The organism is Catenuloplanes niger (assembly GCF_031458255.1).
In the GTDB taxonomy this organism is placed as follows: domain Bacteria; phylum Actinomycetota; class Actinomycetes; order Mycobacteriales; family Micromonosporaceae; genus Catenuloplanes; species Catenuloplanes niger.
In genome coordinates, this window is record NZ_JAVDYC010000001.1 from 999,688 (window position 1) to 1,015,077 (window position 15,390).

The following is a 15,390-nucleotide window of genomic DNA, read 5'->3' on the forward strand; positions in this document are numbered from 1 at the left end:
CCACCGCGCTGAACGGTGACCGGGCCGGCCCGGCCCGCCTCAGTCCGTGACCGTGCCGATCACCAGCGGCAGATCGGCGTTGTAGACCCACAGCGCCACCTGCTCGTCCGGTTCGGCCACGCCGTCCGCCACGGTCGGCAGCGAGAACTCGGCCGTGGTCTGCCCGGCCGGGAACGGCAGCGACATGGCCAGGAACGCCGACAGCGGCACCTCCGGCAGCGGCTCCAGCCCGAAGGTCTCGCGCAGCCACTGCGGATCGACGTCCGCGCTGGTCAGCTCCGTCCCGCCGGCCGGCGGCTCGGCCCAGAACCCGAAGAGCCAGAGGTCGTCCTCGGCCGGCGCGGACAGCGTGAACCGCCAGCTCAGCGCCGCTCCCTCGGTGACCCGGTCCGCGACCGGGGTCACCGACAGCGTCGGCCGCGGATCGTCGTTGCGGACGTCGACGCCGCCGACGTAGTCGCCGATCACCAGCCCGCGCTCCGCCTTGGCCAGCACCTCCACGCGCTCCCGCCAGTCCCGGTAGAGCGTGTCACCGCGCACCGTGACCGGCACGTCGATGCGGCGCTGGCCGGGCCGCACGTCCACCACCCAGCTCTCGCTGCTCACGCCGTCCGGCTGCACCACGGAGAGCCGCATCCGGCCGGTCGCGCCCGCGCCGACGTCCACCGGGATCTGGTACGTCCGCTCCCCCGAGTCGCCCTCGTCGGCCACGATCCCGCCGATGTCCACCCGGGGCAGGGCCACCGGTCGCGGCTGCGGCGTGCCCGGCGACCAGCCCCAGGCGTCGATCAGCCAGGCCGTACCGGTGGCGGTCCGCGGCGTGAGCACCAGGCGCGCCACGTCCCGCACACCCTTGCGCGGCACCCTGACCTCCTGCGCCCACACCGGCGCGCCGAGCAGGTCGGCCGGCAGTCCGGTCACCGTCACGTCGCCGAGCGCGGTGCTCCGGCCGGCCGAGTCCACCACGGACACGCCGACCGTGGTGGCCGGACTGTTCTCCGGTACGGCCAGCCGCAGCGCCAGCTCCCGGGACGAGCCCAGCCGCGCGGGCGCCGGCAGCGTGACGGTGCCCGGCGTGCCGGCCGCCGTCCAGTCGTAGCGGACCGCGTGCCGGCCGGTCTCGTCGTACAGTTCCCGGAACGTGGCGAAGTGCGGCCCGAAGATCAACTCTCGGAAGGTTCCGCACGCGGCCGCCGGGTCCCGGCTCACCTGGTCGCAGATCCGGGCGCCACCGCCGGTGGTCTGCGCCGGATCGGGCAGCAGCACCGGGACGCGCTCACCGCCGACCGCGTGGCTGAGCACGCGTGCCGGCCCGGCGGACGGGGCGCTCCGCCCGCTGCCGTCCAGCAGCGGGCGTACCCGGTCGTCGCCGGCCACGAAGAGCCGGGCCGCCGCCGCGATGTAGGTGGCGCCCACGGTCTGCTGCTGCGCCGCGGTCAGCCGGGTCGGCGCGGACGGCCCGCAGACCGTGTCCTCGGCGAACGGGAAGTCGTCCCCGGACGGCGCGACCGACTGCCCCGGCGTCCACTCGGTGTTGAAGAAGTTGTGGTTCGCGCCCACCACGAACAGCACGCTGTGCAGCGCCTTCCCGCCGCCGACCCCGCGGGTGGCGTCCGCGAACAGCTGACCCTGCAGGTCGGCCACGTCGCCGTCGCAACCGGGCAGGACGGTCACCGACGGCACGTCCGGCGCCGGGTTCTGCCCGAAGATCGTCGGCCCGATGTGCAGCAGGCCGCGGATGGTCCACCGGGACGGGACCGGATCACCGGGCGGCGGGCTCAGCGAATCGATCGCGGCCCGGTTCACGCCCTCACCACCCCGCGAGTGACCCATCAGGAAGACCTTGGACATGTCGGGTACGGGAGCGGAGCGCACGATCTCCGGCGCGCCGGCCCGGTCGCGGGCCCAGTCCGCCCACAGCGACAGGTGCCGCCGGACCAGCAACGAGCGCGCGTCCGCGCCGTACTCGTCGACCGCGTTGTCCTGCGCGCTGATCCCGTTCGCCGCGATCGACACCGTGATGTAGCCCTGCGACGCCAGCAGCTCCTGCGCCTGGAGGTAACCGAGCTGGCTCGGGATCGGCACGGTGCCGTTCGCGCACGGCCACTCGACGAAGAAATCGTCGCTGCCCGGCAGGTGGCACCACATGTGCCGGCCGTGCAGGAACAGCGCCAGCGGCCGCTTGCCGGGCGCGCCGACCGGCGCCACCACCTCCGCGAGCATCTCGACCTTCTCCGGCAGCCGCGGCAGCGCGATGCCGGGACGTTCGTACCCGCCCCGGACCGTCCGGTACGGTCCCTTCACGCCGGGGTCGACCGCGTTCGCGGGCTGCGCGGGCGGCACGGTCACCTCGGCCGCGGCCCGCCTCCGCGCGGGCGGGGAGATGTCGAGCCGCCGCCCGCCGGCCCGCACGGACAGTGTGGAGACCGGGGCGCCGGCGCCCTTGTCGAGCGCGAACGTGTGCAGGTCGGTCTGCACCGGACGGCCGAGCGGCCGGTCACCCGCCCAGAACTCGACGACCGCGGCACCGATCGGCACCGGTGCGGCGGACCGCCAGATCAGCTTCTCCCCCTCGACCGACCATCCGGTGGTCGCGGACCTCGGTGCGGGCTCCGGCGCGGACCAGGCCGGCACGCCGGACCCGGCCACCAGGACCGCGGCGAGCGCGGCCGTTACCAGTGTTCTTCGCATGCCTGACTTTCTAGTTCATGCACGCGAATATGCGCATCCGTCGCTCGGCCGACCCGGGTGGGACGCGCCGGCCCGGTGCCGGGATCCCGCGTCCCGGCACCGTCGCGCGGTGTCACGGCAGCAGCTTGTCCAGCGTGATCGGAAGGTCGTAGCGGCGGATGCCGGTGGCGTTGTAGACGGCGTTGCCGATCGCGGCGGCCGAGCCGACCGCGCCCAGCTCCCCCAGTCCGCGGGTGCCGAGGGCACCGACGTGGGGATCTGGCTCGCGGAGCAGGTGCACGTCGATGTCCGGGACATCGGCGTTGACCGGCACCATGTAGTCGGCCATGTTCGACGCGGCCAGCCGGCCGGTGCCGGTCTCCACGGGGTTCTTCTCCAGCAGGGCCTGCCCGATGCCGAAGATGACACCGCCGACGATCTGGCTGCGGGCGGCCTGCGCGTTGACGACCCGGCCGGCGTCCACCACCGTGGTGAAGCGGGTGACGCGCGGCTCCCCGGTGAACCGGTTGACGCGCACCTCGCAGAAGTGCGCCCCGAAGCTGTGGAACTCGTACTGCGCGATCATCTCGGGAGCGAGCGCCGTCTGCCGGTCCACGACCAGGCTCTTGCGGCCGAGGACGGCCAGCAGCCGCCCGAAGGTCATCGAACGGCCCGCCCCGCTCAGGCGCCCCTCGGCGTAGGTGACGTCGGCGAGGTCGGCGCCGTGCCACGGCGAGGCCGGTTCGGACACCGCGAGCCGCCGCAGTTCGGCGATCGCCCCCTCGGCGGCGGCCACGACCGACGGTACGGTGCTGGAGGTCGCCGCGGAGCCGGCGGCGGTCGCCCCCGGCGGCAACCAGGAGTCGCCGAGGCGCGGAGTCACCTTCCGCATCGGGATGCCCAGCTGGTCTGCCCCGACGATGGCGAGCACGGTGAGCGCGCCGGTGCCTATGTCGCTGGTCGCGGTGGACACGACCGCGGTGTCGTCGTCGCGCAGTTCCACGCTGGCGTTGACCGGCATGCGGTTACCGGGATAGATGGCGGTGGCCATCCCCATGCCGATCAGCCACTCGCCGTCGGTCCGGCTACGGGGCTCGGCCCGGCGGGCCGACCAGCCGAAGCGCCGCGCGCCGACGCGATAGCACTCCTCCAGGTGCTTGCTGGAGAAGGTCTTACCCGTGCTGGGACTGACGGCGGCGTAGTTGCGCAGCCGCACCTCGACCGGGTCGACGCCGGTCCGGACCGCGATCTCGTCCATCAGCGTCTCCAGCGCGAACGCGCCGGGTGCCTCGTTGGGTCCCCGCATCGCCCAGCTCGGCGGCATGTCGAGCGTGACGAACCGCTGACGGACGTGCAGGTTGGGGGTCCGGTAGAGCGTGTCGGTGGTGTCGGTCGCGGGCAGCATCGGCCATCCACCGACCGCCGGCAGCTCGGCGTCGCTCTCGTGGCTGACCGCCTGCAGCACCCCGGCGCGGGAGGCGCCCAGGCGGACGGTGTGGTTGATCTGGCCTCGGTGCCCGACCATGGTGAACACCTGCTCGCGGGTCATCACCACTTTCACCGGACGGCCCAGCTGGTAGGCGGCGCCGACGGCGAGGATCGAGTCGTTCCACGACCGCACCCGGCTGCCGAAGCCACCGCCGGTGTAGGTGCAGATGACCCGGACCGCCTCCAGCGGCAGGTGCAGCCGGTCCGCGAGCAGCTGTGCGGCTATCATCGGGGACTGCGAGCCGGTCCAGACGGTCACCTCGGTCCTCGCCTCGTTCCACCGGGCGACGGACGCGTGCGGTTCCATCGCGACGTGGTGCTGGACGGGCTGGTGGAACGTGGCCTCGACCCGCACGTCGCTGGCGGCCAGGGCCGCGTCGATCGAGTCGACGCCCGGCGCGAGCACCGTGACGTTCGCCGGTCCCATGTTGGGCGGCAGGGGCGGCTGCACACCGGGACTGTGCGCCTCCAGCGAGATCCGCGGGGGCGCGGACTCGTAGGTCGTGGTGATCAGCGCCGCCGCGTCCCGCGCCTGCTCGAACGTCTCGGCGACGACCATGGCGACGGCCTGGCCGTAGTACCGGACCTCACGGTCCTGCAGGGGCAGATAGTTCTCCACCATCAGCGCCGGCGAGCCGGCCCGCGGTGGCCTGAAGCCCAGGTTCCGGTCCGGGTGGAAAACCGCGCGGACCCCGGGGGCGGCCACCGCCGCCGCCGTGTCCATCGCCAGGATCCGGCCTTTCGCGATCGTGCTGGTGACGACGTACGCGTACGCGACATCGGCGACCGGATAGTCCGCCGCGTACTGCGCCGCACCGGTGACCTTCGACCGGCCGTCGACGCGGTCGATCTCGCGGCCGAGGGGTGAGACAGGCATGCATGACTCCTGACTGTGGACAGGTGATCGAGGTGCACCGTTACCGACCGAGCGATCGGGCGCTCGTCCACTGTGGCCGCCCGCGCCGGTGCGCTACCACGGATCGTCAGTCCCCGGATAAGGCGTCGGGCGTGCCACGGCCGCGACTCGCACGTCCCGGCCGAGCCCGCCGCGACGCCCGGCGGACCGCGGGTCAGACGGGCGTGCGGTCCCGCCGTGACCGGCCCACCAGCAGCGTGCTGAGCAGGGCCACGAAGTACATGGTGAAGACGGAGACCAGCATCGTGGTCTCACCGAGATCGGCGAGCTGCCAGTTCTGCCCGGCCGGGTCGGTCACGATCCCGTCCTCCCGGGTGAGGAAGCGCGCCGTCAGGACCAGGGCGACGCTGACGTACGGCACGATCGCCTGGTACCAGAAGGCGTCACCGACGGTCTCGGCCTCGGGCCGGATCGCGGCCGGACCGCGTCGGGCGAGGTAGAACGCGAAGAGCTGGAAGATCGTGTAGACGCACAGGAACCAGCCGGCGAAGTTGGAGACCGGCACGCCGAAGTAGCCGCCACCGTCCTCCCAGATCCACGAGCCACCCGCGGTCGCCGCGTTCGGGTCCATGACGAGGTCCCACATCACCATCACGAAGCTGGCGATCAGCGGTACGAGGACGACGTCCCGGCCACGCGGCCGCGCGTCCCGGACGGCGAGCAGGACATGCGCGATCTGCCAGGAGAAGTATCCGGTGGCGAAGTACGCGGGCGCGATCACGAGCGGGACCAGGAACAGCTTGAGCCCGAGGGCGTCCGAGTAGTAGTAGTCGCCGAACGGGAAGCCGGTCACGATGCTGAGGTTCTCGTAGACATTGCTCACCACGAACGTGATCCCCGCGAAGACCGCGAACGAGGCGAGCGTGTAGCGGCGCAGCGCGTGCATCGCCACGATCACCACGAGCAGCACCACGTTCAGGATCGGCTGCGGCCACCCGGCGAGCGTGGTGCCCACCGCCAGCACCAGCTGCGCGGCGATGAACCACCACAGAGTCGTTGTTCGACGGTCGGTGCGCATCCTTGACGATCCTCCTCGGGGAACACTGAACGGCGCGTCCCCGCGCGGAACGACCGGCCCGGGGATGCGCCCTACAGGCTCCTCCGGGCCGGCCGTCGCTTCCACCGACTCCCGATCCCAGGCTCGCGCCTCCGCCCCGGTCAGTCCGGCGCGGGCCGGTCGAGCCGGTCGCGCTCCTCCACGGTCAGTTCGAACGTGGCGGAGGCCAGCATCGGCGGCAACTGCGCGACGGTCCGGGCGCTCGCGATCGGAGCCGCCACGCCCGGGCGCCCACGCAGCCAGGACATCGCGACGGTGGCCGCCACGGTGCCGCGCTCCCGCGCGATTTCCCGCACCACCCGTACGGTGGCCAGGGCCCTGTCGTTGTCGTTGAGGAACTCACGCGCCATGTAGCGCCGCTGGCCGCCGCCCTCCAGATCGGCGGCACTGGCGTACTTGCCGGTGAGCAGGCCCGAGGCCGGCGCCTGGTACGGATAGACGGCGAGCCCGAGGTCCGCGGCGACCGGAGCCACGTCCCGCTCGTACGGTTCGCGGCTGACCAGGTTGTAGAGCGGCTGCAGCGCGACGGGCACGGCGAGTCCCTCCCGGCGCGCGAACTCGACCCACGCGCGGATCCGCTCGCCGGTGTAGTTGGACAGACCGATCTGACGCACCTTCCCGGCGCGGACCAGGCCGTCGAACGCCACCGCCGTGTCCTCCAGCGGCGTGCCGGGATCGTCGAAGTGCGCCCAGTAGAGGTCGATATGATCGGTTCGAAGCCGCTGGAGTGACCCGTCGATCGCGGCGGCGACGGTGTCCGCGGCGAGGCCCCTCAACCCGGGACGGTCACCGACCTTGCTGCCGAGCACGATCCGGTCGCGGTCACCGCGCGCGAGCCAGGAACCGATGATGTGTTCCGATTCGCCGCCGGTGTGCCCGGGAGCCCAGTACGAGTAGCTGTCGGAGGTGTCGACGAACGTGCCACCGGCGTCGACGAACATGTCCAGGACGCGGTGGGACGTGTCCTCGTCACTGGTCCAGCCGAAGGTGGTGCCACCGAGAGCGAGAGGGAGTTGACTCATGGCTGAGATCCTTCGTCGGTCCGGCAGCGGCGGACAGGCCACGGCCTGTCCGGATCCTGGTCCTCGGGTGTCCACCACGGGCGCGGCCACGGCGCAGATCGCGGACCTGCTGCGGGGACAGCGGCAGCGGTCGTTCGTGGGCCGTGACGAGCAGATCGAGACCTTCCGGGCCGCGCTGGCCGCACCCGGCGTGCTCTTCGTGCACGGCGCCGGCGGCGTGGGCAAGAGCGCGCTGCTGGACGCGTTCGCGCACCACGCGGCCGCCGAGGGCCGCGCGGTCCTGCGCGCCGACACCCGGCACCCGCTGCCGGCGCCCGAGCCGGGTGGGCAGCCGGTCCTGCTGATCGACAATTACGAGCGTCTCGGCCGGCCCGACGGCTGGATGCGCGAGGACTACCTGCCCTCGCTGCCCGCCGGCAGCCTCGTGGTGCTCGCCGGCCGCGACGCGCCCGGGCCTGGGTGGACGGCCGATCCCGCCTGGCGCCGCTTGACGACGGTCATGCCGCTCGGCAACCTGCCACCCGAGCCGGCCCGGGCCTACCTGAGCGCCGAGGGCATCGCCCCCGACCACGTCACGCGGCTGCTGGACATCAGCCACGGGCATCCCCTCACGCTGTCGATGCTGGTCGACGCGGTACGGCGGGGCGCGCGGCCGCGTACCCTGGCCGACCTGCCGGACCTGGTCGGCGAGCTGCTGACCCGCGTAGTCGGCACCGTGCCCACCCCACGGCACCGCACCGCGCTGGAGGTCTGCGCGCACACACCGGTCACGACCGAGGACCTGCTGCGCTCGGTGGTCGGCACCGACGCCGCGGAGCTGTTCGCCTGGCTGCGATCGCTGCCCTTCGTCGAGGCGGGACGCTACGGCCTGCACCCCCACGACGTGGTCCGCGACGCCCTCGACGCGGACCTGCGCTGGCGCGACCCGGACGGCTACACCGCCATGGCCGCCACGCTCGCCGCCGCGCAGCTCGAACGGCTGCGCGTCACCGTCGACGAGGACGAGCGTTTCGCGCTGATGGAGCGGGGGATCCTGCTCGGCGCGGCGCGTACCCGGTTCACGTCCTGCCACCACCCGCCGCCGGTTCTCGGGGTCAGGGCCGACCGGCTGCGGGAACACGACTCGGCGCCGATCGTCGCCATGACCTCCGCGTGGCAGGGCGCGGAGCAGGCCGCGCTCGCCGCGTACTGGCTGGATCATCAGCCCGGCGCCTTCCGGGTCTTCCGCACGCCGTCGGGCGAACCGGCCGGCTACGCCGCCTGCCTGGAACTGACCGAACACGACCTCGGTACGGACCCGGGCGCCGACACGATGTGGCGCTGGGCGCACCACAACAGCCCGGCACAGCCCGGCGAGAAGATACGCGCGTGGCGCTTCTTCGTCGACCGCGACCACGGCCAGCGGCCCTGCCCGTCGTCGACGCTGTTCATCGCCGCCCAGACCCTCGACAACATGCTCCTGGACGACACCGCGTGGACGATGGTCGGCGCCTACGCGCAAGCCCACGAGTGGACCGAGATGATGGCGGGCGGCTTCGCCTTCGCCCAGGTCACCGGCTTCACCGTCGGCGGCACCCACTACCCGGTCTTCGCCCACGACTGGCGCCGGGCCGGCGTCGACGCGTGGCGCAGACAGACCCGGGAACGCCAGCAGGGCGCCCCGCCGCGACCCGCCGCCGACGGCATCGCACTGTCCCGGCCGGTGTTCGCCGAGGCCGTGCGCCGCGCCCTACGCGACCTGCATACCCCGGACCGGCTGCGCGACAATCCGCTCCTGGCTTCACGCACCGTGCGCGCCCGGCTCCATGAAGGCCAGACCCCGGCCGACGGCGTACGAGACCTGCTGCGCACCGCCGCCGGCGCGCTGCGCCCGGACCACGGCGACCTGATCGACCGCACGTTCCTGACGCCGGCCAAGTCCCAGGAACGCGTCGCGGCGGAACTGCACCTGTCGTTCAGCACCTACCGACGGCACCGCGACAGGGCGGTCGCGGACATCACCGACTGGCTCTGGGAACGCGAGATCCACACACTCGCCACGCCGGACGGTCCGCACCCGTCCGGCGCTCGACCGTGACACGGACATTTCGCGGTGGGCAGCCGCCGCCGCGGTCCGGTGACGATCGCGTGCACCGCGCGTTGACCGGCCTGCGGTGGGTGGGGACACCGGCCGGCCGGGCTCACACCCAAGGGCTGGAGTAGTCGCCCGCCGCGGTCACCGGCCGCTCATGACGACGATCGGACCGGCGGCCCCGCAGGTCGCCGGGGACCCAGGCGATGCCCTGCGGGCGTTCCCCGCTGCGGACCCGGCAGAACTCCGCCAGTGCGGCCCGGACCGAGGAGAGCGGGAGGGTGCTTCCGGGGTCGAACAGCATTCCGTCGCCCGGATCCGCCACGACCTCAGGATCGGCATCCGGCGGGATCGGGTTGTCCGAAAGCCATACCCGGCCGAAGACGCCACCCCGTTCCGCGGCCACCCGGTCACTGACACACCACATCAGCGCGCCGTAGCCGGTCTCCGGGTTGACCGAGACAGTGAGGTGGTTGTCGCGCACGTACTCCGCGGCACCCGGCGCCCGCTCCAGCACCGTGAAGTGACAGACACTACCCACGAGAAAGGACGCACCGTACGGCCACCTGCCGGCAACGGCACATGAGATCAGCGAATCGATCTCGGGTGCGTCCCGTGCGACAACGTCCCCGGCGACCGCCGCAACATGGATCATGACCAGGCCCCACTTCGGACACGGCGACCGGAGGTGGGCACCTGAACGGCAGCGCTCACGGTCGTCACGCCCGCGGAGTCCGAGCCGCGGCTGATAGCATCAGCCGCCTCATTGTTGAGTCAGATCTGCGGGCGGTGGCATGTCGAGCGTCGTGCCGGCGGGAACGGATCTTCCGGAGGGCGTCGAGGAAGGTTTCGTCGGATCGTTCTGCGCATTCAACGTGCACGGTCTGTTGATCTTTCGAGACGTGCAATCGCGCGCTGTCCATGACGGGCACTCGGGGAACGATACCGTTCATGCCGCGTCCGACTCGGTCTATGTTGCCGTGCAGCCTTCCGTTGTGGGCCCGGTCCTGGTCGACGTGTACGAGGACGGCGACCCCGACGTGGCCATTGAGGGTCCCGTGTTGTACGACGGCGACATCTCGTCAGCGTACGGACAGTTCGTCCTGCACGACTCACCGGAAGACGTGCGGCTTGCCGTCACCACCGACGTCGGTGGTGTGGCGCGCCTGCGGATCTCGGCCGATCGCCGTGACTCGCCGTCCGAGGTTCGGTTCCAGATCTGGTACCGGCCGTAAGGGTCACTCCGCTCCCCCGGCGGGAAAACCTGACACGGCCGGGCCGTCCGCGGGGCAGCTCCGGTCCGGTGCGCGGCGAGGTCACGGTACAACTCACCGCCGATGAGGCCGCGCTGGCCCGAAAGAGCTCCGGCACCGCGCCGGCCAGCATCAGGGCGCACCGCTCGCGCTGACCACCCGCGCCGGGTCACGGACGCGCGGACCGGGTGATGGCGGCTACGCGGCGGCCGGGTGCGCGGTCGGCGCACGGTGGCCGGGTGGACACGTCAGGGCTGGAGTTTGCGGAGCACGGCCGGGATGCGGCGGACGATCTCCCGTTCCGCGTCGTCCAGGTCGTGGATCGCTCGGGCCATCCCCGCGGCCCGGGCGTGGCGGACGCTCGCCAGCGCGGCACCGCCGGCCGGGGTAAGGCTCAGTACGACCTGGCGGCGGTCGGCTTCGTGCCGGCCGGCGGTGACCAGGTCGCGGTCGGTCAGCAAACCGACGGTGCGGGCCATCGACTGATGCTTGACCTGTTCGAGACGGGCCAGGTCGGCGATCGACAGCGGCCCCGAGCGGTCGAGGTGGCCGAGCACCGCAGCCTGACCGGGCGGCATCTCGTCGTGGGCACGGGCACGGCGAACGAAGTCGCCGATCGCCGCGCGCAGCTCCTCGGCCAGTTCCAGGTCGCTCACACCGGCAAGCGTACAGCAATGCTGTAGTCTTCCGAGAAATACAGCACTGCTGCACTTCTGTCCCGAGGAGCACCGCATGACCTACGACCCGTACGCCCTGGCCTTCCCCGCACCGGCGTTCGCCGTCACCAGCACGGACTTCACCCACGGCGGAGCGCTGCCCGACTCCGCCTACCAGCCGCTGAACGAGTCGCCCGCGCTGTCCTGGGGTCCGCTGCCGGGCGGCACGCGGAGCCTGGTGGTGACCGCGTTCGACGCCGACGCCCCGATCCCCGGCGGCCTGTGGCACTGGGCGGTCAAGGACGTCCCGGCCACCCTGAGCGGGATCCCGCACGGTGGCGGCGCCGGCACCGCACTGGTCAACGACCTCGGCGTCACCGGTTACACCGGGGCCAAGCCACCGGCCGGCACCGGCACGCACCGGATGTTCATCTGCGTCACCGCCCTCGCCGTCGACTCGCTGGAGGTGCCCCACGACGCGAGCCGGGCGTTGCTGAACATCGCGATGATCCCGCACACCCTGGGCCGGGGCATCATCGTGGGGACCAGCGAGCCGCGGTGACGCCACGGCCCACCGCGCCGGGCGCCGGAGTCGGTTGACCCCGGCGCCCGGTGACACCCGGTGGGCTACTGCTGGTTCGCCGCGATACCGGCCCGGTAGGCGGCCGGCGCCTTCGGACCCAGCGGCGACTGGATCAGCGACGACTGGATGTAGAGGGCCGGCTCGTCGAAGTAGGACTCGAACGCCAGGTCTCCCGCGTTGGCCGCGAAGAAGTCCTGGTAGAGCTCGATGTAGGCGGGGTTGTCGCCGCCCGCGTTGCCCGCCCAGTCACAGTCGCGGTCCGGCTCCGGGTAGAGCGAGACCTTGCAGGAGATGCCCCACTCCGGTACGGCGAACTTCTTGCCGTTGGCGACGGCGTACTGCAGCGACTTGTTCAGGTAGCCTTCGCCGTCGAGGTGGGTGGCGCGGCCGGCGGGCGTGTCGGCCGCCGGGTACGAGTCGTAGGAGTCGATCGCGTACACGTCGACGTAGTCCTTCACGACCTGGAACGCGTCGCGGGCACAGTCCGGGTCGTTCGGGCAGGTCTGGTGGTCGTCGCCCTTGTTGGGGTTCCAGACGATGCGCAGCCCCGGCGCGACACCCTTCATCCACTGCACGGCCTGGATGAACGCGGCCTGCCACTCCACCCGGTTGTCGTCGGTGAGCGCCCAGTACGAGCTGGGCAGGTTCATCTCCCAGCCGAGCCGTACGTACGTGTCCGGGTCGATGGCCGCCATCCGGGTGGCGAGCAGTTCCCACTCCGCCTGCGTACCGAAGGTCTCCAGGGTCCGGTCCTCCGCCCACAGCGGCACCGTCATGACCAGGTCCTGCCGCTCCTTGTCGAAGCCGTCCGGCAGGCTTCGCTCCCAGAGCTTGTAGTCGAGCATCCAGTCCCAGTGCTGCCGCGGCGGGAACAGCACCACGTTGTCGACGGGCGCGCCCCGCTCGGTGGCGAAGACGTCGATGAAACCCTGGTCCATCGGCTGCACGCCGGCGCCGGAGTTCCACGGCAGCCCGCTCAGCCGCGTCGTTACGGGCACGTAGTAGCCGAGCACGTCGGCCAGCAGCCGTACGGTGCCGACGCCCGTGTTGCGCAGCACCACCCGGCCGCCGGCGCCGAGCCGGGAGACCTGCTGGGTGGGCCAGCGGCGCGCGTCCGCCTGGTACGACAGCTGCCGTGCCACCGGCGGCGAGGCGCCTTCGGCGTACACGTTGACGGCACCGGCCTCGTACGTGCGATCGTCCTTGATGACCGAGTTCGCGGTCAGGTTGAAGACCACGGCGGAGGCGCCGGACGCGGGCACGCCGGCCTGCCCCGCGAACGTGACCACGGCGGTCGGGTCCTCGTCCGCGGCGACGATGTGCTCGCCGCCGATCCGGGCGGGCGTCACCGGCCGGAACACCGACCCGGCGGCCGCGCCGGAGGAGTCCTGGAAGTAGCCGGCCACCTCGACCCAGGCGGTCGTGGGGGTGGTCGACTCCAGCACGAACCTGCCGTCGGCACCGATCGGCACGGTGATCTGGGTGGTGTAGCGCGCACCGGTGTTGCCCGGGTACTTCAGGTCCCAGGAGGTGACCGGCTTCGGCGCGCCGCTCGGATAGGCGACGATCTGACCGGCGGTCGTGTTGCCGGGCAGCACGGACACCGCGGCCACGACCGCCGTCACCCCACTGCTCGGGATCCCGCCCTTGCCCAGCGGCGCGATCGGCGTGGGCGTCGACGCCTTGAGTGCGGTGCCGGCCGGGACGAGCCGCGCCGGGTGCAGCGGCACGAACGTCGAGTGCGTGGTGGTCGCCTCGTCGGAGGTGTAGTAGCCGATGACGTCGACGGACACCGTCGCCGCGGCACCGCTGGTGGCACCGTTGTGGACCGCGATCCGGCCGTCGGCGCCCAGCCCGGAGATCACGGCGTTGTCGGCCGGCTGGCCGGCCACGAAGTTCACGGTGGACGTGCCGGCCCGGGTGGTGCCACTCGGGTAGATCTGCAGCAGGCCGTTGCCCGTGCTCTGCGCGTGCAGCTGGAACGCGACCGCGGCGACGCCACTCGCCGGGACACCGCCCTTACCGAGCGGGCTGAAGGTCGTGCCGGTGGCGGCGGCGAGGGAGAACGACTCGATCCGGGCCGACACGAGCGGCTGGTACTGCCCCGCGGCCGGGGCCTCGGGAACCGCGGCGGGTGCGACCTCCGCGGCGTGGGCGGGTATCGCCGCGGTGGCGGTCAGAAGTGAGATCACCACTGCTGAGGCGAGTAGCGGACGTAAGCGGTGCACGTGTCTCCCATGGGTCAGAGTGACGCATCGGATGCAGGCTATAGACCGAAAGTGAACTTCGGACCGATCACAGTGGAGTAGTGCCGTAGCTAACACCCCCCGGCCACCACGGACGCGCGCCCTCGGACCGGGGCCTGCCGCGGCGAACGGCGACGCGGGATGCCCGGTTGACTTCCGGATCGAGCTAACTTACTTTTTACAAGCAGCAAATGAAACAGTCTGCTGCTTACCTTCCAAATGTGCCGGCCGCGCACACCGAGGGACCGGCCACATATCGATATCTCGCGGACCGGCGGAAGAACCCGGTCCGGCAACGACTGGAGAAACCATGAGCACCGACAGCCTCGAAGCCAGGATCCAGCGGATCGAGGACCGCACCGCGATCATCGACCTCGTCGTCGCCTACGCCGTCGCCATCGACGAAGGCGACTGGACCGCGTTCGCCGCGACCATGACCGACCCGGTCCACATCGATTTCTCCGAAGCCGGGCTGCCCGCGGCCGACTTTCCCCGCGACCGGTTCGTCGGGTTCGCCTCCGGCGTGCTGGACGGCTGGACCGCCCGGCAGCACATCAGCCCCAACCACCGTGTCGTCTTCGACGAGACCGACCCGGACCGGGCGACCTGCTACTCGTACATGTACGCCCAGCACTACAAGAAGGACGCGCCCGGCGGCGACTTCTACCTGATGCGCGGCTCCTACGACAACGAACTGGTCCGCACGCCGGACGGCTGGCGGATCACCGGCGTCACGCAGCACGTCAGCTGGCTCGAAGGCAACCCGAACGCCCTGGAGCAGCCCACCCCGCCCACGCCGCAGCAGCCCTGAGGACGCGCCGACGCCCGCCGTGGACGGGGCCCGGGCCGGCTCACGGCCGACGCAGGACCACCGGCCCGGCGGCGTCACCGAACCGGACATCCGACGTGACCAGGCATGCCGCGGTCGCGACATAATGTACGTAGCTTTCATTTGGTAGAGTGCTTCTCTTACGTAAGAGAGGTGATCGTGGAGTCGAGCGCGGTTCCCACGCCACTGTTCGCCGCCGTCCGCGACACCGACGCGAGCCCGTGCGAGACCCTCAGCGAGCCGCTGTCCCAGGTGATGACGCTGCTCGGGAAACGCTGGACCGGGGTGGTCTGGGGCACGCTCATGCAGGGCCCGGTCTACTTCAGCGACCTCAAACGCAGCATTCCCGGCATCAACGACCGCATTCTCAACGAGCGCCTCGTGGAGCTCGTCGCGCTCGGCCTCGCCACGCGTACCGTGATCGACGACCGCCCGATCCGCGTGCGGTACGCGCTCACCGAGCGCGGGTCCGCGATCCGCCCGGCCCTCGACGAGCTGGCCCGCTGGGCGGTGGAACACCTGCGTTAGAGCGCACGACGCCGTCCGCCGGCGGCACCAACTTGGCAATCCGGCGCGAATCGCACTCCGCGAGTCTTAGA

12 protein-coding genes are annotated in these 15,390 nt (G+C 71.8%); 5 read left to right on the forward strand and 7 right to left on the reverse strand.

Annotation, left to right across the window (positions count from 1 at the left end; genetic code table 11):
- Positions 1-39 precede the first annotated feature (39 nt).
- The 4 genes from J2S44_RS04450 to J2S44_RS04465 form a co-directional block, all read right to left on the reverse strand.
- Positions 40-2,691, reverse strand: a complete 2,652-nt coding sequence (locus J2S44_RS04450) for a hypothetical protein (RefSeq protein ID WP_310409240.1) — start codon at positions 2,689-2,691, stop codon at positions 40-42.
- A gap of 112 nt (positions 2,692-2,803) precedes the next feature.
- Positions 2,804-5,035 (reverse strand): xanthine dehydrogenase family protein molybdopterin-binding subunit, encoded by a 2,232-nt coding sequence (locus tag J2S44_RS04455; RefSeq protein ID WP_310409241.1) that lies wholly within the window; start codon positions 5,033-5,035, stop codon positions 2,804-2,806.
- Between the two features lie 193 nt (positions 5,036-5,228).
- Positions 5,229-6,092: a carotenoid biosynthesis protein gene (locus tag J2S44_RS04460; RefSeq protein ID WP_310409243.1), complete on the reverse strand. Its 864-nt coding sequence runs from the start codon at positions 6,090-6,092 to the stop codon at positions 5,229-5,231.
- Between the two features lie 140 nt (positions 6,093-6,232).
- Positions 6,233-7,153: an aldo/keto reductase gene (locus J2S44_RS04465; RefSeq protein ID WP_310409246.1), complete on the reverse strand. Its 921-nt coding sequence runs from the start codon at positions 7,151-7,153 to the stop codon at positions 6,233-6,235.
- A 67-nt stretch (positions 7,154-7,220) separates the two neighbouring features.
- Here J2S44_RS04465 and J2S44_RS04470 point away from each other — a divergent pair, with 67 nt between their 5' ends.
- Positions 7,221-9,230, forward strand: coding sequence for an ATP-binding protein (locus J2S44_RS04470; RefSeq protein ID WP_310409248.1), 2,010 nt, complete (start codon positions 7,221-7,223; stop codon positions 9,228-9,230).
- Between the two features lie 103 nt (positions 9,231-9,333).
- Here the strand turns inward: J2S44_RS04470 and J2S44_RS04475 are convergent, their stop codons facing one another.
- Positions 9,334-9,879, reverse strand: a complete 546-nt coding sequence (locus J2S44_RS04475) for an Imm1 family immunity protein (RefSeq protein ID WP_310409249.1) — start codon at positions 9,877-9,879, stop codon at positions 9,334-9,336.
- Positions 9,880-10,018: 139 nt separating this feature from the next.
- Here J2S44_RS04475 and J2S44_RS04480 point away from each other — a divergent pair, with 139 nt between their 5' ends.
- Positions 10,019-10,459, forward strand: coding sequence for a hypothetical protein (locus J2S44_RS04480; RefSeq protein ID WP_310409250.1), 441 nt, complete (start codon positions 10,019-10,021; stop codon positions 10,457-10,459).
- A 266-nt stretch (positions 10,460-10,725) separates the two neighbouring features.
- Here the strand turns inward: J2S44_RS04480 and J2S44_RS04485 are convergent, their stop codons facing one another.
- Complete coding sequence (locus J2S44_RS04485; protein ID WP_310409252.1) at positions 10,726-11,133, reverse strand: MarR family winged helix-turn-helix transcriptional regulator; 408 nt, start codon at positions 11,131-11,133, stop codon at positions 10,726-10,728.
- Positions 11,134-11,209: 76 nt separating this feature from the next.
- Between J2S44_RS04485 and J2S44_RS04490 the strand changes: the two genes are divergently transcribed.
- Positions 11,210-11,695, forward strand: a complete 486-nt coding sequence (locus J2S44_RS04490) for a YbhB/YbcL family Raf kinase inhibitor-like protein (RefSeq protein ID WP_310409254.1) — start codon at positions 11,210-11,212, stop codon at positions 11,693-11,695.
- 65 nt (positions 11,696-11,760) lie between these two features.
- On the opposite strand, the gene J2S44_RS04495 is transcribed toward J2S44_RS04490, so the two are convergent.
- The gene (locus tag J2S44_RS04495) at positions 11,761-13,908 is read right to left on the reverse strand and encodes a hypothetical protein (protein ID WP_310409256.1); all 2,148 of its coding nucleotides are present in this window, start codon (positions 13,906-13,908) and stop codon (positions 11,761-11,763) included.
- Positions 13,909-14,272: 364 nt separating this feature from the next.
- Here J2S44_RS04495 and J2S44_RS04500 point away from each other — a divergent pair, with 364 nt between their 5' ends.
- Both J2S44_RS04500 and J2S44_RS04505 read left to right on the forward strand, forming a co-directional pair.
- Positions 14,273-14,773 carry a nuclear transport factor 2 family protein gene (locus J2S44_RS04500; protein WP_310409257.1) on the forward strand — a complete coding sequence of 167 codons (501 nt, stop codon included), beginning with the start codon at positions 14,273-14,275 and terminating at the stop codon, positions 14,771-14,773.
- Positions 14,774-14,950: 177 nt separating this feature from the next.
- Positions 14,951-15,319 (forward strand): winged helix-turn-helix transcriptional regulator, encoded by a 369-nt coding sequence (locus tag J2S44_RS04505; protein WP_310409259.1) that lies wholly within the window; start codon positions 14,951-14,953, stop codon positions 15,317-15,319.
- Positions 15,320-15,390 lie beyond the last annotated feature (71 nt).

Excerpts from the sequence above, each read along its gene's own strand:
- J2S44_RS04450 (WP_310409240.1), bottom strand. The coding sequence starts at position 2,691 with ATGCGAAGAACACTGGTAACGGCCGCGCTCGCCGCGGTCCTGGTGGCC.
- J2S44_RS04490 (WP_310409254.1), top strand. The coding sequence starts at position 11,210 with ATGACCTACGACCCGTACGCCCTGGCCTTCCCCGCACCGGCGTTCGCC.
- J2S44_RS04475 (WP_310409249.1), bottom strand. The coding sequence starts at position 9,879 with ATGATCCATGTTGCGGCGGTCGCCGGGGACGTTGTCGCACGGGACGCA.
- J2S44_RS04500 (WP_310409257.1), top strand. The coding sequence starts at position 14,273 with ATGAGCACCGACAGCCTCGAAGCCAGGATCCAGCGGATCGAGGACCGC.
- J2S44_RS04480 (WP_310409250.1), top strand. The coding sequence starts at position 10,019 with ATGTCGAGCGTCGTGCCGGCGGGAACGGATCTTCCGGAGGGCGTCGAG.
- J2S44_RS04465 (WP_310409246.1), bottom strand. The coding sequence starts at position 7,153 with ATGAGTCAACTCCCTCTCGCTCTCGGTGGCACCACCTTCGGCTGGACC.
- J2S44_RS04460 (WP_310409243.1), bottom strand. The coding sequence starts at position 6,092 with ATGCGCACCGACCGTCGAACAACGACTCTGTGGTGGTTCATCGCCGCG.
- J2S44_RS04455 (WP_310409241.1), bottom strand. The coding sequence starts at position 5,035 with ATGCCTGTCTCACCCCTCGGCCGCGAGATCGACCGCGTCGACGGCCGG.